This window comes from Vallitaleaceae bacterium 9-2, assembly GCA_038396585.1.
Lineage (GTDB): Bacteria > Bacillota > Clostridia > Lachnospirales > Vallitaleaceae > UBA1351.
Genome location: CP121691.1, coordinates 3,640,738 through 3,661,778, shown reverse-complemented (window position 1 = coordinate 3,661,778; position 21,041 = coordinate 3,640,738). Strand labels below are relative to the sequence as shown.

Below are 21,041 nucleotides of genomic sequence, written 5' to 3'. Positions count from 1 at the left end.
TCTATGTTCCAGTAGATACTAGTGAGGCATCATTCATCAGGCGATGAATAATCGGATCATCTGCCAGAGCCCAATCTAGTGATCGTAAATCTTTTGGAAGACACCAGCGATAATCAATATGCTCGCACATATCGAACGTGCGCGAGGCAACAGGGACTAAAAAGCTGTGTAGGGTAATCGAAAAGTCAGGATAGGCATAGTCGAGAGTCATATAGTGATGCGAGGCATTAATAGGAACATCAATGTTTAGCTCTTCGCGTAATTCTCGCATTAAGGCATCTTCTATGGATTCTCCAGCTTCAACTTTACCTCCGGGAAATTCGTACTTATAATCCATGTATTTATATTTTCCTTGCGGTCGTTGCATGCAAAGAATATGGTGGTCGTGAACTAAAATAGCGGCAGCTACTTGATAATACTTCATAGATGGCTCCTTTGAATATTAAAATATTTTTAGGGACATTATACTAATATTGTAACCTTTTGAGGCGAAGAATGCAATTATAACCTCTTGACCTAAGGCGATTTTCAATATATAATTAACAAAAAAGAACAGGTGATATTTTATGCAAGTTAAAAAAGAAGAAGTGCATATGGCGCTTATGCATGCCGCGGAACAAGAGTTTTTAGAAAAAGGATTTATGCAAGCGTCATTACGTCAAATCGTTAAAGCCGCAGGAACGACAATTGGGAACTTTTATAATTATTTTGAAAACAAGGAAGCCATATTCGAAGCTCTTGTTGAAGCGGAATACAATAATTTTATCTATCTTATTGAGCACCATGATGCGATAGAACGCCCGGATTATCTATGGGAGACCACGGATATTCGCCAGTGGAGAAGTGTATTGGGCGAGTTTATAGAAAAATATATACCGCCTTTTTCGAACCGATTTGTCTTATTGATTGAAGCCAGTCAAGGGACACGCTTTGAGAAGACGCGAGAACTTTTGCTCAGTATTTTATCAGAACATTTTGCAAGTCATGTCGATACTTTTGGACGCAGTCATGTACATCCGGAGATGGCTAAAGTGATAGGTATTGAGTTTATTGAAGGGTTTTTGTATATCTTGAAAAATGTCAAAGATGAAGCAACTCGAAAGACTTTAGTTACAGAACATTTTTTGTTTCATATGATAGGAAGCATGGCTATCATAGGTGAATTTAATCAAAAATAATATATTAAGAATGCATATAAGGCATTCTTATACCCCAAAAAAGAACGAGTGATCGTTAAAGGAGGAGTTTATATGATTCAAGTAAAAAATTTAGAGTATGTTTATCAAAAATCAGGGAAGCGTGCAGTACAAAAGATTGATTTTTCTATTGACCAAGGTGAGATTTTTGGCTTTTTAGGACCAAGTGGGGCAGGCAAGACCACAACCCAGAGAATCTTAATCGGTCTATTACATGGGTATGATGGAAGCGTCCAGATTATGGGAAAAGAACGTAAGCTATGGAAGCAAGATTTTTTTGAAAATATAGGGGTTGCTTTTGATTTTCCTAATCTGTATGTCAAATTAACGGCAATGGAAAATCTTGAATTAATCCAGTCGTATTATCAAAACCAAAGTCAAGATATTCACGAACTCATGCGACGTGTAGGGTTACAAGCGGATAAAGATAAAAAGGTAGAAGGATATTCAAAAGGAATGAAGATACGTTTGAATTTTATTAGAGCCATAATGCATGATCCTAAGCTTCTATTTTTTGATGAACCGACATCTGGATTGGATCCGGTGAATGCAAAAATTATTAAGGATATGATTATGGAGCTTAAGCAACAAGGCAAGACGATTTTTTTGACAACCCATAACATGACGGTTGCAGAACAGTTATGTGACCGTGTCGCCTTTATTGTGGATGGACAGATTCCGGTTATTGAAAAACCGAGTGAGTTGATGGTTGAACATGGGACGCAAGTGGTTCAATTAGATTATTATAGCCACGGTCAAGAATGTAGGGAAGCGTTTCCGATGAAAACAATCCAAAAGAATGAACAATTTTTTCAAATCATGCGTGAACATAAGATCAAGCGTATACACAGTCAGGAGGCAACGCTTGAAGATGTCTTTATTAAATTGACAGGGAGGGAATTAGCATGAACATACGAATGCTTAATGCCATAAAAGCCGATGTAACGTTTCAGTTGAAACAAGGATTTTATCTGGTCTACATTTTGCTAACGATTATATATATGCTGATTGTTCATCAATTGCCGGAACATATGCGTATTGTGGTGGTACCGATTGTTATTTTCTTTGACCCTTCAATTGTAGGGTTTTTCTTTATCGGTGGTATTGTAATGTTGGAAAAAACACAGGGGATTTTAGATTTTCTCATTGTTACACCGCTGCGCTCAAAAGAGTATTTAATGGCAAAGGCAATATCGATGGCGATGCTTGCTATTTTGGCAAGCTGTGCTATTACCCTTGTGGCATACCAAGGCGAAGTGCGTTGGAGTTTATTAATTTTGGGTATAGGAATTTCGGCATTGATATTCACCCTCTATGGTTTTTTTGTAGCAGCAAAGTGTAAGTCATTAAATGTATATTTTATTAAAATGATTCCATATATGCTTTTAATAGTGCTTCCTTGTTTGCTTTTGCTTGTTCAGACACCTTTTGATTGGGTTTTTAGTGTGTTTCCCAGTGTTGCAGGTATTCGCATTGTATATGGTGCATTTACAGGAATGCATTGGCTAGAGGCGGGATTACATTTGATTTATCTATCCATAATTACCATAGTGTGTTTGCATATTGTGGATAAGAAAATATTTGGAGGAAGTTATGGTGAATAAGATTGCATTTAACGCAGACATGAAAATGATTCGAAGAGATCCGATCTTAATAATATTTATGTGCATTCCATTTTTAGCCGGACTACTTATTAAGGGGATTTTACATTATCTGGTGCCGTGGCTTTGGCAAAGAAACGGATTTGATGTGACCTTGTATTATGCCTATATTTTAGGTGGCGTTTTTTTGATGTCACCGATGATGCTTGGAACGGTCGCTGGTTTTTTAATGATTGATGAAAAGGATGGAAAAATATTTGAATTAATCTCCATAACGCCTGTAGGATATAATGGCTACATGATCCATCGGTTAATGCTACCGGTTATAGGTAGTGCCATATATACGCTTGTAATGTATTGGTTATTGGATATATTTTCCCTAAGAATAGAAACCCTTTTGATACTCATGATATTAATGGGGCTTGAAAGCATAATGATTGGAACACTTTTGTTTGTCTTTGCCAAAGATAAAGTACAGGGGTTGACCTATTCAAAGGGGATGGGGGTATTTATGGTGCTTGCTATGGCAGATCTTTTTGGGAAACCTTGGTTAAGTACTTTGGCAGGAGTCATTCCTTTTTACTGGGTGATTCGGGTCATACGCTATCCAGATAATATTGTTGATGTAGTCATGGCATTTGTTGTTCATCTTGTGTGGCTTATGGTTATCTTACGACGTAAACTATGATGCAAGGGCAATAAAATATTAGGAATGAATTAGAAGGCTAGTCAGGTTGATATACATTTGATACAATGATAGGGATGATTGAAGTGTCAAAGTGAAATTTTACGAAAATAGAGGCTTTAATCATTGGCATGAGTGGAGTGACTTTTGGAAGGAAGTGACAGCGATGAAGTATCAATTAATTATTTTTGACCTTGACGGCACATTAATGGATTCAATCGGAGGTATTAGAAAAGCAGTAAATATGATGTTGGAGCGCCATGGTTATCCAACATTTTCAGTAGAAGAATATTTTGATTTTGTCGGTAATGGACTGTATAACACCGTTGTAGGTACCTTAAAAAACACCGACTTAACCCAAAAAGAGATTGAACCATTATACGAGGAGATGCTAACGTATTATGCGAAGCATTACGATTTTGAACTAGAACCCTATCCTGGGGCAAAAAATATGTTGGAAAAGTTAAATGGCAAGGTGCACTTGGCCATTAATTCAAATAAAAATGATGATATGGTAAAAACGATAACAAAAAAATATTTATCGGAATTTGAATTTGCAAGTGTGTGGGGGGTCAAAGAAGGACAACCTCTTAAGCCAGACCCTTGGGCTATTAGCCACTTAATGGACACATTGAATGTAAAAGCGGAACAAGTACTTTTTGTTGGTGATTCAGAAGTTGATATACTCACAGCACAAAATGCAGGTGTAGATGTATGCTTTGTTACATGGGGCTTTCGAAAAAAAGAAAGTATTGTCTCCTATGAGCCATCATATATTGTGGATGACTTTTCTCAGTTATATCAAGTGATTAAGGGAGAGGTCATTAGTGAAAGATAAACGCATATCATGGGTTCAGCATTATTTGGTCGATGGCCTTAGTGGGATGGCATTAGGCCTGTTTTCAACATTGATTGTAGGGCTTATCTTACAACAGCTGGGAAGTTTGACAGGCCTTTGGTTCTTGAATGCCTTTGGAAAAATGGCATCCGTGCTTACAGGCGTCGGTATAGGAATTGGTGTTGCCCACCGATTTAAAGTGCCACCCTTGGTCTTATATGCATCAGCAGTAACAGGCTTCATCGGAGGATATGCAAAAGGTATTTTGGCACATACTATTTTTCAGGATGGGCAAGTGGTTCTAGCAGGACCGGGTGAGCCCCTAGGCGCTTTTATCGCAGCGGTGGTCGGTATAGAAATTGGACGACGCATTATTGGAAGAACGCCTCTTGATATTGTATTGACGCCGCTTGTGACAATCCTTACGGGTGCAGGGAGCGGGCTTCTTATTGGACCATATATTTCTGACGTCATGACGATGCTTGGTCATCTGATTGTTGCGGCGACAGAACAAGAACCCTTTATCATGGGTATTTTTGTGAGTTTACTTATGGGGATGCTATTGACGCTCCCTATAAGTTCGGCTGCCTTATCCATTATACTGGGACTTAGTGGTTTAGCGGCAGGCGCGGCAACAGTAGGATGCTCAACGCAGATGATTGGTTTTGCGGTGGCAAGTTACCGCGAAAATAAACTCAGTGGTTTGGTGGCACAGGGATTAGGCACAAGTATGCTTCAGGTCGGTAACATTATAAAAAATCCGCGGATTTGGATTCCGCCGACACTGGCTTCAGCTATTTTAGGACCGGTGTCAACGGTTGTGTTTAAGATGAGTAATAATGCTTCTGGAGCGGGGATGGGAACAAGCGGCTTCGTCGGTCAATTAATGACCTGGCAGACGATGTCACCAGAGCGCTCTTCGTATTTGCTTTTGATTCAGATTGTTGTACTACACTTTATCTTGCCCGCCGTATTAACATTCACAATTTCGGAACTTATGCGTAAGAAAATGTGGATAAAGCCTGGAGATATGTCACTAAATGTGGATGAATGAGAGGATATAGGATGTATCGAATTTATTTGGTTGAAGATGACAAAGGATTACAAAAATCTATCCGAGATACATTAGTACGTTGGGGCTATGAAGTCCATGTGGTAAAAAAGTTTGATGCCATTGCAAAAGAATTTGTACACATAGACCCGCATTTGATATTAATGGATATTACCTTGCCGTTTTATAATGGCTTCTATTGGTGTGATCAGATACGTAAGGTATCAAAAGTTCCGATTGTCTTTATCTCATCGGCAACAGAACAGATGAACATTATTATGGCCATCAATATGGGTGGAGATGATTTTATAGCAAAGCCATTTGAACTTGAAGTCTTAAATGCTAAGATTGCAGGTCTATTAAGGCGCACGTATGATTATGGGAAAACCAAAGTCAATCTGCTTGAACATCGTGGTGTCATCTTAAATATGACAGCAAATAGTGTGACGTATCAAGATCAGTGCGTTGAGTTAACCAAAAATGAATTTCGAATTATTAAGGTATTGATGGAACGAAAGACGCGCATTGTATCAAGAGAAGCATTAATGAAAGCCTTATGGGACCAAGAATATTTTGTTGATGATAATACACTAACCGTTAATATCAATCGTGTGCGCAAGAAACTACAGACGCTTGATATTGAAAATTTTATTGTGACAAAAAAGGGTGTGGGTTATGTTATTGAGTAAAGCAGACATGCGTCAGTTAAGTATATATTTACGACAAAACCATCGAAGTATTGCCCTGTATGTGTTTGCGCAGATTTTTTTCTCAGGGGCATGGCTCCTCTATCATAATTCGGAGATTATGCGTGTCCTTTATCCGGTGATGGTAACAACATTCATCGGCTTAACAGGGCTTGTTATAGGCTATATGCGCCATATTAGAAAAATCCATTCAATGGAAAATGCGTATCGTTATGTTAAGAGGAATAATCGAGGACCGGATGATCTTAATATTGTTACAGATCATCATGCCGAAGCGATATTGATAGCTATTGCAAATGAGCTAATGGCAAAGTTTAAAACGTTAGAGGAAAGCTATTTTCTCAATGAAAAAGACCGAGAAAGTTATTATGCGCTTTGGTCCCATCAGATTAAGACACCGATTACTTCATTAAAGCTTCTCTTAGAAGAAATGCATGATGAAGATGATTTTTTGGCAAGGCGTTATCAAATGTTGGAAGAGATATTAAAAATTGAACAATACATGGAGATGATCCTTCATTATAACCGTATTGGTGATATGTCCAAAGATCTAGAAATCGAAGAGGTTGCATTACAAAAAGTGGTTCATCATGTCCTAAAAAAATTCAGCATCCTTTTTATCAATCGTCGATTTAAAATTGTTGTTGAGGTGCCAGAGGTGATGGTCATATCGGATAAAAAATGGTTGACACTCGTTATCGAACAAATCTTATCCAATGCAATTAAATACACAGAAAGTGGGAGCATTACTATTCGGGCTGTTCAACAGGGAGATAGTGTTCAATTAATCGTTGAAGATACAGGCATTGGCATACGTGCAGAAGATATTGAACGTGTCTTTGAAAAAGGATTCACAGGATATAATGGGCGTTTGGACCAACGGGCAAGTGGGATTGGACTGTTTTTAGTTAAGAAGGTTATGGATCAACTCAACCATACGATTAAAATTAAGTCAGAACTTGGCGAAGGCACACAGGTTGTATTAGGTTTTGGGAATCTTACAAAAATGTAAGGTTCCTCTTTAAATTGTAAGTTAAATCGATGGTTTCTAAGAACAAAAAGCGTTATGATTATTTTAGATGATTTAAACTTTTCTAAAGTAAAAATAATCAAGGAGGAAACGATGATACTATTAGATGTAAAAAACTTGAGCAAAGTATATACGACTCAGTTAGGGTTTAATAAAGTGGAGGCGCTTGTCGATGTAAGCTTTAGCGTTAATCAGGGGGAATATATTGCAATCATGGGCGAGTCAGGATCGGGTAAGACAACCTTGCTCAACATACTGGCAACTATTGACAAACCAACAACAGGAGCTGTGTATTTAAAAAAGAACAATGTTTCAAAAATCAAAAGTAAACATTTGGCAGAGTTTCGACGCAACAATTTAGGGTTTGTATTTCAAGACTTTAACCTATTAGATACCTTAAGTATTGAAGATAATATTTTTCTACCTTTAGTTTTAGCGGGTATGCAGTATGAACAAATGCATGCGCGGCTGAAACCTCTTGTACGTATGTTGGGCATTGAAGATATCCTAAAAAAATATCCGTATGAGATATCCGGTGGTCAAAAACAGCGAACTGCCGTTGCACGTGCATTAATCACAAATCCGGAGCTTGTGTTGGCAGATGAACCGACCGGAGCACTCGATTCAAAAGCTTCAGAAGATTTACTAGATATTTTTGAGGATGTAAATACGGCAGGACAAACCATTCTTATGGTCACCCATAGTATTAAAGCAGCAGCTCATGCGAATCGCGTCCTATTTATTAAAGACGGTATGATCTTTAATCAAATCTATCGGGGACATGAGTCGGATGAAGCGATGTATAAAAAAATCTCAGATACGTTGACCTTATTGCAGACAGGAGATGCTATCTATGAAGTCAGTTAATAAAGTGCCCTTAATTTTTCGACTATCCTTTAAAAATATTTATATGAACCGAGCTATCTACGGGCCATACCTGTTTGCAGGCAGTTTTGCAACATTTACCTTCTTTGTTCTTTCATCAATTATTTATAATGATTTGGTTTATGTGTTGCCACATAGTTCATATGTATATGGAATGATGCTCATCGGTTTGTTTTTGCTGGGAATTATCATGATTCCATTTCTTTTTTACACCCACAGTTTTTTGCTTAAACAAAGAAAGAAGGAATTTGCGCTATATGAAATATTGGGACTAGGAAAAGGGCATGTTATGCTTATGTTATGCTTTGAGACGATATTTGTCTATGGCATGGTAATGCTTGCAGGTATTGTCTTTGGTGCAATGATGTCCAAGTTTTTGTTCTTGATTCTACTTAACTTAAGTGGCTTGCCAACGGAAGTAGGCTTTGCGTTTAAATCCAAAGCGTTTGTTCAAACGGGCGCATTCTTTTTGGGACTCTATGGATGCATCTATGTGGTCTCATTGCGACGGATTCTTGCATCAACACCCATCCACCTGTTAAAAGGAAGTAAGCAAAATGACAATAAACCTAAGTTCCCTTTTATTCGCGCACTTATTGGGATTGGAGTTATGGGGGCAGGATATGCTATAGCGGTGACTAGCCAAGTGGATAGTTCAATTTTCGCAGATTTTTTCCTAGCCATTCTTTTCGTCATTATTGGAACATACATGTTCTTTAAATCAGGGCTTCATATGTTGATGCAGAATTTGCGAAAACGAAAAGGCATATACTATCAACCCAAAAATTTTATCACTTTGTCCGGCATCCATCAGCGTGTGAATAAAAGTTCTGCGAGTTTAGCTAATATATGTATCTTCAGTACCATGGTAATCATCACATTGCTATGTACGGTTTCACTCTTTCGAGGGATGGAGTCGATTCATGCATTTGATCATCCGGTAGATGCATCGATAACCTATGTTGATGGGCAATACCCAGAGCAAAAGGTACGTGATGTAAAGGATATTGAAGCGACAATCGATCAATTAAAAAAAGAGTATGGAATTAAAACAGTTAAGCTTTTGAATTATAGCTATTGGGAAAAACGAGCGGAGTACAACGAAGATTATTTTGGTCGTGTGCGATGGATGACCAAAGAAGAAGCCCTAAAACTTAATGCTGACGTTAAAGACTTACAACCGGGACATGTCATGATTTATTCGACAGGCCCCAATGTTAACTTCGAGACGATCAAGTTTAATGACGTACAATATCCGGTTCAGCAAGAGCTTTTGAATATGCATAATATCCCTAAATCCACAAAAAATCTATTCTCGGATAATATATATGTTATTGCTTATGATAGCGAGCAAATCGAGACAATGATTGTAGCGACGCCCCAACAAGCCCCAGCTCGTTATGAAAACCATTATGATATCGTGATTCAAGATCAGGAGCAAAAAGACTACTTTACACAAGGCGACAGTGCTCAGGCAAAATTTATCCACGCGCTTTACGAGCAAATTAATCAAGAACAAGATGTAACAATCAGCTTTTCAGACGCATATGAAGGAGCGAGGGAAGTTAGAGCTATGTCAGGAGGACTTCTCTTTTTAGGATTGTTCTGTAGCGTTATATTTATTGTATGTTTTATTATTATTATGTATTACAAGCAATTAGCAGAAGGGTATGATGATCATTACAATTTTGACATACTTCAAAAGGTGGGTATGGATAAACGTGAAGTTCAAGGAACGATTTTGCGACAAATCCTTGTAGTGTTTGCGATTCCTTTAGTCTTTGCTATCATTCATACACTTTTTGGATTAGAGATGATTATTACCTTATTTGCGACGATTGGGCTTTACGAAGAGATGGTTATTCGATGGAGCGGTGTTGGCGTTATCATAGGATATTGTCTACTTTATGTGTATATATATTTTAGAACATCTAAAACCTATTATCGTATTGTAGCCAAATAAATGGTATAGTAAGGGTATCATAAAATATAGGAGTGAGCATATGCAAGAAATTCGTGAAGTAGATACCCTAAAAACAATGGTTGATACAAATGCTATGACTGTCGTTGTCTTTACGATGCCTAGTTGCGGGGTTTGTACACCGCTTAAACAAAAAATAGCCTCTGTGCTAGAGGCGTTTCCAGAGGTGGCGCGTGGGTCGGTTGATCTGCTAGAGGTTGAAGCTGCCAAAGGAGAATATCAGATTTACACAGCTCCAATTATTGTGCTGTTTGTTCAAGGTAAAGAAGCAAAACGATATTCATCGGCGATGAATATCGTTGAGTTCAAAGAAACTATTGCGCGCTATCAGCAACTGATGGGTTAGACAGGTTGATTTCAGCACACATCATGGCAAAGGTTCCAATCCCATGAAGGTCATTGGTGCTTGTTGGTCGATGAAGATAATGGGTATAGTCGCCAACACCGGTTCCGATACAAACATGTTCAAGAAGGAGCTTGTTGTTATCGTCAAAATTAAGACGGTTAATGATTCCATGATAACCTTGTAATGCATAAGTTAGGTAGACTTTATGTAAAAGCCCTAATCGAACGGCCTTTGCAAGTGCATAGACAAACAGACTTGTGCAGGAGGTTTCTAGCCAATTGTTTTTGTCGTCACCTTTGTCAATGACTTGATACCAAAGACCACTCGAATCTTGAAAAGGGATAAGTGACTTTAAGATATCTTGAAGGATATGCTTTAATTCATTATAATCCGGGTGACTTGTCGGTAAGATGTCAAGGATTTCAACAAGTGCTACCGGAACCCAACCGAGTGCGCGTCCCCATATCTCGGGAGAACACCCGGTTTGTGCATCTGCCCATGGTGCAACTTTTGAAGGATCCCATGCATGATATAAAAGACCCGATGCTTCATCACGCATATAGGTATACATCAGTTTGGCTTGATGTGCAATTAAAGTGTAGTAGGAATCATCCCCAATGAGTTGACCATAACGCATTGCCACAGGACCGGACATAAAAAGGCTATCAAGCCATACTTGATTTTGGCAGTCATCTTTGTGCCAAAAACCTCCCTTTTCGTTTACTTTCCAGTCTTTAAACGGAGGAATAAGTGTGTCGAGAACTTTTCGATACTGTGGATTGTGCTTATCGTATAACAGTCGGTAGAGTAAGATTGAAGGTTGGATATCGTCAAATTGAGTCGGATCACATTCGCTTAGCTGACCATTGGCATCAATGATACTGTTTAGCCAGGCTTTGATATATTCATCGTATTTTGCATCGGCATTTTGAAGATAACATTGTTCCATACCCAGGAGAAAAACACCCTGATGATAATGAAAACGCCCTTTTGGTGGTAGATTTGAAGCGTCAAATGTATTCATAAGCGCTTCACAGGCAAGCTCGCCCCATTCAAGGGGGCTTTTTTTTTCGTTCGTATTCATAGATTTACTCCTTTTTAAGTGTATTATGCAGTCATTATATAAGATAAATATGTACATTTTATGCTATAATAGGACAAAACTTCTTATATTTTGTCATAGGGTAACAATCGAAGGAGATAAAGACCATGCATTCATATCAATATCAAACTCAAGATAGCGGATTTTCCATAGTGTATCAAAAAGCATTGGTCCATACGATGCCTAAAAGCCATTTTCATCAAAGCTACGAATTGTATTATTTGTTGAGTGGAGAACGGGATTTTTTCATTAAAGACCGGATATTAAAAATTGAAGAAGGAGATATTATCATTATCCGCCCGAATGTATTGCATAAGACAGCCAATGGTAATCCTTCAGAACATGAAAAGATTATTATGAATTTTATGGATGCGCTTGCACCGGGGCTAGCTGGAGAAAAGCTTTCTAATTTTTTACTTGAATCGCATAGAGACTATGTGCTAATAAAAAAACATTCCGCGTTGAAAAGAAAAATATACCCTGTTTTTCAGGAAATACTTGAAGAGATACAGCGAGAACAAGGGGTGTCGCCTATATATTTACAGGCACTGTTGATACAATTACTTGTAAATGTGAATCGACATTTGGAACAACACAGCCAGCCCCTTCCTCAATATATCAGTGCAGCGCATGAACGAGTAGCAGAGATTGTGCAATACATCAATCAACATTATTTTGAGGCGATAACACTATCTTGTGTTGCAGATGAATTTTATATTAGCCCAAGCTACCTAAGTCGAATATTTAAAGAAGCAACGGAGTTTTCTTTTGTTGAATATGTGAATCATGTCCGTGTAAAAGAAGCTATTTTTCTCCTAAAAAACACACGTTTAAAATCCTATGTGATTGGTAAAAAAGTTGGGTTTAGCAGTGTGACTCACTATGGGCGTGTCTTTAAAGAAGTCACAGGTAATTCACCACTTTATTATAGAAATATGGTATTATAGAAATAATCGAAGGTTATAAAAAAGGACATGATGGAAAGGAATTGACTATGAAAAAAATACGATGGGGAATCATTGGGTGTGGAAATGTAACTGAGGTAAAAAGTGGCCCTGGATTCCAGAATGCGGATAATTCTGAGTTAGTTGCGGTGATGCGACGCGATGGTGCATTGGCAAAAGACTATGCAAAACGCCATAATGTACCCAAGTGGTATGACGATGCAACAGCACTTATTGAGGATCCGGATGTGGATGCGGTATATATTGCAACCCCACCGGCCTACCATAAAGACTATACATTACAATGCGCCAAAGCCGGTAAACCTGTATATGTGGAAAAACCGATGGCACTTAATTTTGAAGAATGTAACGCGATGATTCAAGGATGTAAACAAGAGGGTGTTCCATTATATGTGGCATACTACAGAAGAGGATTGCCGCGATTTCATAAGATTAAGGAACTCATTGATACCAAAGCGATTGGTGAGGTGCGTTTTGTGACGGTTAATAATACGCAACCCTTAATTCGACCGGATGGAGAGGGGACACTTCCATGGAGAGTGAAGCCAGAGCTTGCAGGCGGAGGGATATTTTTTGATATTGGGTGCCATACACTAGATATTCTTGATTATATTTTAGGTCCGATTAAAGAAGTAAGTGGACATGCAAACAACCAAGGGGGCACATATCCGGCAGAAGATATTGTCAGTGGAACCTTTGTCTTTGAATCCGGCGTACATGGAAGCGGTGTATGGTGTTTTAGCGCTTTCGAACGCGAGGACATGAATGTTATTGTCGGAAGTAAAGGAAAAATAGAATTTTCAACATTTGGCAATGAGCCTATACGTGTGACAACCGCTCATGACATACAGACTTATGAGATAATAAATCCCACCCATATTCAGCAGCCGTTGATTCAGATGATTGTCGACGATTTATCTGGAGTAGCTACGGCGCCAAGTACAGGCGTTAGTGCATCTAGAACAAGTTGGGTTATGGATGAGATGGTAAAGGGATATCGATGAAAAAATATATTCTTCAAAGTGCACTTTTCTGGGCAGGCATTCCGATTATGTGGGGATTTTTGCCGACATATTTTGATGGGATTGCGATGACATCAGGTCAGATAGGTATTCTTATGGCGATTAATCCTTTTGTCTCGATTATAGCACAGCCTTTTTTCGGAACAAAAACGGACAAAGCATCTTCGAAAAATAAGATCTTTAATATTCTGATGTTATTAACAGTGATTGGGATCTTACTCATACCGATGCATAAGGATTATCGCTACGTTATTACGATTATTTTTATTGTCTCGATTTTCCAAGCGGCACTTTTACCGATCTCAGAGAGTATTACATTGGAATCGTTAGAACATATGGGACGCTCTTATGGACCGGTTCGTACAGCCGGAACCGTAAGTTATGCGTTTGTTGCTATGCTTGTTGGACTTATGATGCGTATAGATATCAAGATGATTTTTTATGTGACAGCTTTTATCGGTATAGCCAACATCATTGTAGTAGCCCAACTTCCGACAGTTCGGGGGCACCATGACCGGCACCACAAAGTGTCTTATAAGGTAATCTTTGAAGATAGGATGCTAAAAAACTTTATCAGTCTAACAGTTATTGCACAGATGATGGTCAGTTTTTTTATGACGTTCTTTGCGGTATACTTTGTTGCACAAGGCGGACTAAGCAGTCAGGTAGGATGGTTGTATTTTATTGCTGCGCTTAGCGAAGTTCCATTTTTATTTTTTGCAGATCGTATTATTGAACGTTTTGGAGTGAAGAAGACATTGCTTTTTTCCATGCTCATCTTCGGACTCCGATTTGTGATTTTATATTTTAGTCAATCACCAATATGGTTTTACTCGATTTCTTTACTACATGGTATGACATATATTGTTTTTGCATATAGTTTGGCGGTTTATATTAATAAAACCGTACGAAAAGAGTTAAGAACGACAGGCCAAACCGTTTTAGCTGTAGCATCCTCGCTAGGAAAGATATTTGGTTCTCTCCTTGGAGGCGTATTGATTGATAAGATGGGATATCAACACTCGATGTTAGCGGCGGCGTTCTTTTGCTTTTTGACATTAATCATTTACAATTTTATTTTGAATAATAGGAGGACTTAACAATGCATACGTGGCAGACAGTATTGCTCGCATTTAGCTTGACCCTTTTTGCAGGATTGTCAACAGGAATAGGAAGTGCGTTAGCATTTTATACAAAACAAACGAATAAGAAGTTTTTATCAGGGGCGCTAGGTTTTTCAGCAGGTGTTATGATATATGTATCTTTTATTGAGATATTTCCAAAGGCTAAGGATTCATTATCGATGGTGGTTGGCGATAAACAGGGGATGCTTATTACTACCCTCGCTTTTTTTGGGGGTGTTGCTATTATTGCTCTGATTGATAAATTTGTACCGAGTTATGAAAATCCACATGAAATCTATGACTTGTCAGACATAGATGACTTGAATGAAATAGAAGACTATGAAGTAACAAAGAAAAAGCAAAAACAAGATGCGAATCTATTGCGTATGGGAGTGTTTTCAGCACTTGCAATTGCTATTCATAACTTCCCGGAAGGTATGGCAACGTTTTTTGCAGCCTTGGAAGATCCGGCACTTGGTATCAGTATTGCCGTAGCGATTGCAATCCATAACATACCCGAAGGAGTGGCGGTGTCAATTCCAATCTATTTTGCGACAGGAAGCAAGAAGAAAGCCTTTAAATATTCTTTTTCTTCAGGTTTGTCAGAACCTGTAGGTGCAATTGTCGGATATTTTATTCTGATGAATTTTGCAAGTGATCTTATGTTTGGCATTATTTTTGCAGCGGTTGCAGGAATTATGGTCTATATATCCTTAGATGAATTATTGCCAACGGCTGAAAAATACAGTGAACACCACATTGTTATCTACGGTGTGATTGGCGGGATGGCATTGATGGCAACAAGTTTAATTATGTTAGGGTAAGGTGTTATGAAGATACTTGTTCTTGAATCGAGTACAACGTCAGTTAAGGCAATGGTATATGATACCGATAGTCAACAGACCCAAGTTATATCGCAAAAACACACAAAGACAAACGCAGATGCAGATGCAGGAACCCATGATGCCAAGACGGTATATGAGGATTTAATATCTCTTGGCAGACAGTTAACAAAGACTGAATCCATTGATGCGATTGCTCTAAGTACTACATGGCATAGTTTGCTACTTGGAGATGGGACAAAAGAGCCCATATCGCCGGTATATCTATGGTCCAATTTAGTAGCGGCATCTTTATGCCAACAGCTAAGGCAAGACCAAGAGTATGTCAAAAACTATCAAGAACGCACAGGCTGTATAGTAAATGCGAGCTATCCATACTTTAAATTAAAAGCAATGCAGCCGATAAAACAAGATATACATATCATGGACCAAGGCGCATATTTAAACTGGAAATTTACGCAAGCATATGTTACTTCAGAAAGTATGGCTTCGGGATCGGGGTTATATAATATTGAATCAAGAGATTATGATATGCAACTATTGGATAGTCTTGAGGTCTGCAAAGAGCAGTTGCCAAAGATTGTCAAAAATAATCGAGTGTTTTCTTTGTCGCAAACAGCGGCAAATGCGCTTCATATAGAGCCCGGTATTCCAGTTATGTTGGCCAATCCAGATGGAGGACTTAATCAAATCGGAGCAGATGCAACGAACCATGAAGTTATGACACTATCAGTAGGAACCAGTGGTGCGCTACGTATTTCAACCCAGCAAGCATATGGTGCAAAAAAAGGACTATGGAGCTATCGTTCACCTCGAACCTGGCTTCTTGGTACGGCAACATCGGGTGCATGTAATTGTGTCGACTGGTTTAAAGACGTTTTTTGCGAACATCGATATTCGTATGCAGAACTCGAAGCAAAGATAGAGATTGAACATGCGCTACAATCAAGTCCGATTTTTTTGCCATTTCTTTTTGGGGAACGTTGCCCTGGGTGGAATATGATGCGTAGAGGAGGATTTGAAAATCTACATCATAGTCATGATGTGGGAGCATGCTATTATAGCGTATTGGAAGGTGTCTTATTCAATCTGTATCAAGGATATGAACGGTTAGTGGAAGTTGTTGGCGAACCGAAGGTGATTGAGCTGTCTGGGGGAATTTTGCATTCGCCGATTTGGCAACAAATGTGTGCAGATATTTTTGGGCATCCGATGGTCATTAACACCACAAAAGATATGTCAATGGTGGGTGCTGCAAGATGGGCATATGAATGCATTGGAGAGGTGAAGCCAGTAAATACACCAACCTATACAGACGCTTTAGCGCAAAAGATGCTTCAACCCAACCTAAATCGTCACCAGCAATATCAACGAAGATATCAGCAATATCAAATATATTATAGTGCGACACAATAGCTTAACTTGAGCGTTGAACTATTATGGATATGTGCTTTAGCAAATGGAGGTAAGAAAATGGCAATCAATGTAACGGTATGGAATGAATATCAACACGAAAAAACAGACAAAAAAGTACAGCAAGTGTATCCGGAAGGAATACATGAAGCTATTCGAGAATTTTTAGATGAAGATGGAGAACTAAATATCCAAACAGCGACGCTTGATGAGCCGGAGCATGGACTGACACAAGAGGTGTTAGAGTCTACGGATGTATTGATTTGGTGGGGGCATATGGCTCATGATGCTGTTGAAGATGATATTGTTGAGCGGATTCATGACCAAGTATTACGTGGGATGGGTCTAATCTTATTGCATTCATCGCATTATTCAAAGATTTTTAAGCGCCTCATGGGGACAACGTGCTCACTTCGCTGGCGTGAAGTCGGAGAGCGAGAGCGCTTATGGGTCGTTGACCCGAATCATCCGATCACCCATGGAATCCCGGAGTACATTGACTTACCCCACGAAGAGATGTATGGAGAACGTTTTGATATACCGGAACCAGAAAAAATTCTGTTTTTAGGTTGGTTTGAAGGTGGCGAAGTTTTTCGTTCAGGAATTACCTATACCCGTGGCAATGGAAAGGTTTTCTACTTTCAACCAGGACATGAGACATACCCTCAATATAAGAATCCTTTGATCCAAAAAGTCATTACTAATGCGGTCCATTGGGCAGCGCCGGAACGAAAGTACCCCAAGTATGAAGCCTTTCATGCGGACAATGATGTCGAGTGGGATGACTTTGATTATTTAGGTGATACACCTTTTCCAAAATTTGGATGAGAAAATGGTATAAAAAGGAGGAGAAGAAATGATACAATGGTTGGAACAATTTAATCCGGTGACGCAGGCACTGATAGGAACCCTATTTACATGGGGAGTAACGGCACTAGGAGCGTCCCTTGTTTTTTTCTTTAAAAGTATAAAAAAGAATATCCTTAATGGAATGCTTGGTTTTGCAGCGGGGGTTATGATTGCTGCATCTTTTTGGTCGTTGCTGGCACCGGGAATCGAGATGGCAGAGGAACTAGGACAAACGGCATGGTTAACGGCAGCCATTGGCTTTCTTGGTGGAGGAGCATTCTTGTTTTTAGTTGATAAACTCTTACCGCATCTTCACTTAGGCTTAGAGACTAGTCAGGCGGAAGGCATCAAAACCAGTTGGCAGCGAAGTGTATTACTTGTTTTAGCGATTACCTTACATAATATTCCGGAAGGACTAGCTGTTGGTGTTGCTTTTGGCGCAGCTGCATCTGGTCAACTTGGAACAGCAAGTATTGCTGGAGCGGTAGCCTTAGCTATTGGTATTGGACTTCAGAATTTTCCGGAAGGTGCGGCGGTGTCTATTCCCCTTCGCAGGGAAGGATTTAGCCGGAAAAAATCCTTTTTATATGGGCAAGCTTCTGGGATAGTAGAGCCCATTGCAGGTGTACTTGGAGCCTATGCAGTTATAACAATGCGCCCTATCCTTCCTTATGCATTAGCTTTTGCGGCAGGCGCTATGATCTATGTGGTTATTGAAGAGCTGATTCCAGAAGCCCAACGTGAAGAAGGTGGATCCAAGACGGATATTGCAACGATTGGAACGATGGTTGGATTTGCCGTGATGATGATTTTGGATGTGGCCTTAGGCTAAATAAATGATGAAAAGATTTTTTGTTGCATTGCAATGAAGAATCTTTTTTTATGTTATAATATACCTATATGCAGTGGAGAGTAATTATCTTATAATATAAAGAGTACTTGGTGAAGGGGTGAGTAGGCAAAGGCCATGTAGATATGATAAAAGGGGTAATTAAGTTATACATTGAGCGGTGGGACTTTTTTTTGGAACTATTATTACAGCATATTGTAATGACGCTTGTGTCCGTTGTTATTATAACAATCCTAGGTCTTGGATTGGGAATCCTGATGACAAAAAATACATGGGTAGCCTCGATATTATTGGTAGTAACGAATTTTTTATATACCATTCCATCGATTGCTCTTTTTGGTATATTGGTAACTATTTCTGGCATCGGTAATAAAAGTGCTATTATTGCATTGATTATCTATGGTCTCTTGCCGATGATTCGAAATACTTACGTTGGAATCAAAGAAGTTGATCCACAAATCATTGAATCAGCAATAGGGATGGGAAGTACAGAGCTACAACTATTATATCGTATTCAATTACCACAAGCCCTTCCTGTAATTATGTCGGGATTTAGAACAATGGTTATTATGACGATTGCTCTTGGAGGAATTGCCTCTTTTATTGGGGCTGGCGGATTGGGTGTTGCGATTTATCGAGGAATATCGACGTATTTTCCGGAGATGATTGTAGCGGGAAGTTTGTTGGTAGCATTTTTAGCCATTGGCGTGGATGCTTTTTTACAAAAAGTGGAGCAGGCAATGACAAGAAAAGTTCTTGGACGTAGCCGTTAGATAGATGATGGAGACAAATAGTTTATGAGTTTATGAGTTGAGGAGGTAAGGGATGAAAAAAATAATTGTCAGTTGTATGTTGACCATTCTACTTGTTACCATGAGTGGCTGTAATCAGGATAAGACCGTTGTCGTAGCGAGTAAGCCGATGACAGAACAGTTTATCATAGCACAGATGCTAATTGCACTGATTGAACAAGAGACAGACATTACTGTCGAACACAAGGCTGGTGTTGGGGGTGGAACGTCAAATATTCACCCGGCAATGGTTAGTGGTGAGATTGATATCTATCCGGAGTATACAGGAACCGGGTGGATGTTTGTACTTGAGCAAGAGTTGATTCAAGATCCGCAGCAACTGTATCTAGCCGTAAAAGAGGCCTATCAAGAAAAGTATGATATCGTATGGTCAGGATTGTATGGGTTTAATGATACTTTTGGAATTGCTATGAAGCGTGAATTGGCCCAGGAGAAAGGCATTCGCTCATATTCTGACTTGGCAGAACTTGGGCAGGAGCTGACATTTGGGGCAGAGCATGATTTCTTTGAACGGGCCGATGGATTTCCTGGTATCTCGACTGAATACGGATTTGAGTTTAAAGATGAAGTGGGAATGGATATCGGATTAAAATATCAGGCAATTCAAGCAAATGAAGTGGACGTCATCAATATCTTCTCAACAGATGGCAAACTTAAGGAATATGATATGGTCGTTCTAGAGGATGATCGCCTATATTTTCCTTCATATTATGCGGCAACGTTGATTCGTCAAGAGACCCTTGATGAATACCCAGAGCTTGAAGCCGTGATTGGTATGTTAGATGGACAGATTGATAATGATGAGATGACCTATATGAACTATCTCGTTGAGATTGAGAAAAAGGAACCTAAGACAGTTGCAATCGAGTTTTTACAGGAGAAAGGGCTGTTAAAGTAATGGTTGTAGAGTTCAAGAAGATTACTAAATCCTATGATCAGAGTCAACGCGTTATTGATAGCCTGGATTTATCTATTGAAGCTGGAGAATTTATTACCATACTAGGACCATCCGGATGCGGAAAAACGACATTATTAAAGATGGTCAACAAATTGATTCCTTTTGATACAGGGGATATTCTTGTCAACAATCAAAGTATTCAAACGTGGGATACGATTAAATTACGTCGAAGTATTGGGTATGTGATTCAACAGATTGGACTGTTTCCACATATGACGATTGAAGACAATATCAGTTATGTCTTATCCATTGAAGGAATAGAAAGAAGATATCGTCATGAGCGTGCACTCAAGTTGATGGAGCTTATTGGTCTTGAAGAGGCGATGTTATCAAGATATCCGGTTCAACTTAGTGGAGGGCAAAAGCAACGTATCGGAGTTGCAAGAGCGTTGGCAGCTAATCCAGAGATTATTCTTATGGATGAACCCTTTGGCGCAGTGGATGAAATTGCTAGAACATTACTTCAAGACGAACTGGCAAAACTTCATAAGCAACTAAAAAAAACGATTCTGTTTGTAACCCACGATATTCAAGAAGCATTAAAATTAGGCACACGTGTAGTGATAATGAATAAGGGAAAGATTGAACAAATTGGAACAAAGGAGGAGTTGCTTTTTCATCCAACGAGCGCATTTGTTTCAGAATTTATTGGAATCAAGGGCTTTAAGAGTATATTGGATGATCAGATTCTAGAAAAAGTATATAGGCAAATAAGGGAGAATGACGGAAACATGGAAACGCTGTATAAAAAACTATTAATTTAATTAAATGTTAGAGGGGGAGA

General features: G+C 39.0%; 23 protein-coding genes. 21 read left to right on the top strand and 2 right to left on the bottom strand.

Going from position 1 to position 21,041, the window contains the following annotated elements:
• Position 1 precedes the first annotated feature (1 nt).
• Positions 2-424, bottom strand: coding sequence for a (deoxy)nucleoside triphosphate pyrophosphohydrolase (locus QBE53_16655; protein WZL81406.1), 423 nt, complete (start codon positions 422-424; stop codon positions 2-4).
• 142 nt (positions 425-566) lie between these two features.
• Between QBE53_16655 and QBE53_16650 the strand changes: the two genes are divergently transcribed.
• The 11 genes from QBE53_16650 to QBE53_16600 all read left to right on the top strand — a co-directional run bounded on the left by QBE53_16650 (position 567) and on the right by QBE53_16600 (position 10,320).
• Entirely contained in the window at positions 567-1,178 is a 612-nt protein-coding gene (locus QBE53_16650) for a TetR/AcrR family transcriptional regulator (protein WZL81405.1), read from the top strand.
• A 72-nt stretch (positions 1,179-1,250) separates the two neighbouring features.
• Positions 1,251-2,105 (top strand): ABC transporter ATP-binding protein, encoded by an 855-nt coding sequence (locus tag QBE53_16645; GenBank protein ID WZL81404.1) that lies wholly within the window; start codon positions 1,251-1,253, stop codon positions 2,103-2,105.
• A complete protein-coding gene (locus tag QBE53_16640) occupies positions 2,102-2,800 on the top strand; it encodes an ABC transporter permease (GenBank protein WZL81403.1) in 699 nt (232 codons plus the stop codon). Before QBE53_16645 ends, QBE53_16640 begins: the two co-directional genes overlap by 4 nt.
• Entirely contained in the window at positions 2,790-3,485 is a 696-nt protein-coding gene (locus tag QBE53_16635; GenBank protein ID WZL81402.1) for a hypothetical protein, read from the top strand. The genes QBE53_16640 and QBE53_16635 overlap by 11 nt, the downstream gene beginning before the upstream one ends.
• 163 nt (positions 3,486-3,648) lie before the next feature.
• A complete protein-coding gene (locus QBE53_16630; protein WZL81401.1) occupies positions 3,649-4,320 on the top strand; it encodes an HAD-IA family hydrolase in 672 nt (223 codons plus the stop codon).
• A 46-nt stretch (positions 4,321-4,366) separates the two neighbouring features.
• On the top strand, positions 4,367-5,374 hold the full coding sequence (locus QBE53_16625; protein ID WZL83335.1) for a PTS sugar transporter subunit IIC: 1,008 nt from the start codon (positions 4,367-4,369) through the stop codon (positions 5,372-5,374).
• An 11-nt stretch (positions 5,375-5,385) separates the two neighbouring features.
• On the top strand, positions 5,386-6,060 hold the full coding sequence (locus QBE53_16620; GenBank protein ID WZL81400.1) for a response regulator transcription factor: 675 nt from the start codon (positions 5,386-5,388) through the stop codon (positions 6,058-6,060).
• Positions 6,047-7,090: a sensor histidine kinase gene (locus QBE53_16615; GenBank protein ID WZL81399.1), complete on the top strand. Its 1,044-nt coding sequence runs from the start codon at positions 6,047-6,049 to the stop codon at positions 7,088-7,090. Before QBE53_16620 ends, QBE53_16615 begins: the two co-directional genes overlap by 14 nt.
• A 111-nt stretch (positions 7,091-7,201) precedes the next feature.
• Complete coding sequence (locus QBE53_16610; GenBank protein ID WZL81398.1) at positions 7,202-7,975, top strand: ABC transporter ATP-binding protein; 774 nt, start codon at positions 7,202-7,204, stop codon at positions 7,973-7,975.
• On the top strand, positions 7,962-9,956 hold the full coding sequence (locus tag QBE53_16605; protein ID WZL81397.1) for an ABC transporter permease: 1,995 nt from the start codon (positions 7,962-7,964) through the stop codon (positions 9,954-9,956). Before QBE53_16610 ends, QBE53_16605 begins: the two co-directional genes overlap by 14 nt.
• A 40-nt stretch (positions 9,957-9,996) precedes the next feature.
• On the top strand, positions 9,997-10,320 hold the full coding sequence (locus QBE53_16600) for a thioredoxin family protein (protein ID WZL81396.1): 324 nt from the start codon (positions 9,997-9,999) through the stop codon (positions 10,318-10,320).
• Here QBE53_16600 and QBE53_16595 read toward each other — a convergent pair.
• A complete protein-coding gene (locus tag QBE53_16595; protein WZL81395.1) occupies positions 10,289-11,404 on the bottom strand; it encodes a glycoside hydrolase family 88 protein in 1,116 nt (371 codons plus the stop codon). The genes QBE53_16600 and QBE53_16595 overlap by 32 nt on opposite strands.
• Positions 11,405-11,529: 125 nt before the next feature.
• On the opposite strand from QBE53_16595, the gene QBE53_16590 reads away from it, so the two are divergent.
• The 10 genes from QBE53_16590 to QBE53_16545 all read left to right on the top strand — a co-directional run bounded on the left by QBE53_16590 (position 11,530) and on the right by QBE53_16545 (position 21,021).
• On the top strand, positions 11,530-12,369 hold the full coding sequence (locus QBE53_16590; GenBank protein WZL81394.1) for an AraC family transcriptional regulator: 840 nt from the start codon (positions 11,530-11,532) through the stop codon (positions 12,367-12,369).
• A gap of 47 nt (positions 12,370-12,416) precedes the next feature.
• Positions 12,417-13,391, top strand: coding sequence for a Gfo/Idh/MocA family oxidoreductase (locus QBE53_16585; protein WZL81393.1), 975 nt, complete (start codon positions 12,417-12,419; stop codon positions 13,389-13,391).
• Positions 13,388-14,509: an MFS transporter gene (locus tag QBE53_16580; protein WZL81392.1), complete on the top strand. Its 1,122-nt coding sequence runs from the start codon at positions 13,388-13,390 to the stop codon at positions 14,507-14,509. The genes QBE53_16585 and QBE53_16580 overlap by 4 nt, the downstream gene beginning before the upstream one ends.
• Positions 14,510-14,511: 2 nt before the next feature.
• Positions 14,512-15,357, top strand: a complete 846-nt coding sequence (gene zupT, locus QBE53_16575; protein WZL81391.1) for a zinc transporter ZupT — start codon at positions 14,512-14,514, stop codon at positions 15,355-15,357.
• A gap of 6 nt (positions 15,358-15,363) precedes the next feature.
• Positions 15,364-16,791 (top strand): FGGY family carbohydrate kinase, encoded by a 1,428-nt coding sequence (locus QBE53_16570; protein ID WZL81390.1) that lies wholly within the window; start codon positions 15,364-15,366, stop codon positions 16,789-16,791.
• Between the two features lie 57 nt (positions 16,792-16,848).
• On the top strand, positions 16,849-17,616 hold the full coding sequence (locus QBE53_16565; GenBank protein ID WZL81389.1) for a ThuA domain-containing protein: 768 nt from the start codon (positions 16,849-16,851) through the stop codon (positions 17,614-17,616).
• Between the two features lie 31 nt (positions 17,617-17,647).
• Positions 17,648-18,469 (top strand): ZIP family metal transporter, encoded by an 822-nt coding sequence (locus QBE53_16560; GenBank protein ID WZL83334.1) that lies wholly within the window; start codon positions 17,648-17,650, stop codon positions 18,467-18,469.
• A 143-nt stretch (positions 18,470-18,612) separates the two neighbouring features.
• Entirely contained in the window at positions 18,613-19,260 is a 648-nt protein-coding gene (locus tag QBE53_16555) for an ABC transporter permease (protein ID WZL81388.1), read from the top strand.
• A gap of 52 nt (positions 19,261-19,312) precedes the next feature.
• Positions 19,313-20,197 carry a glycine betaine ABC transporter substrate-binding protein gene (locus QBE53_16550; protein ID WZL81387.1) on the top strand — a complete coding sequence of 295 codons (885 nt, stop codon included), beginning with the start codon at positions 19,313-19,315 and terminating at the stop codon, positions 20,195-20,197.
• A complete protein-coding gene (locus QBE53_16545; GenBank protein ID WZL81386.1) occupies positions 20,197-21,021 on the top strand; it encodes an ATP-binding cassette domain-containing protein in 825 nt (274 codons plus the stop codon). The genes QBE53_16550 and QBE53_16545 overlap by 1 nt, the downstream gene beginning before the upstream one ends.
• Positions 21,022-21,041: the final 20 nt, after the last annotated feature.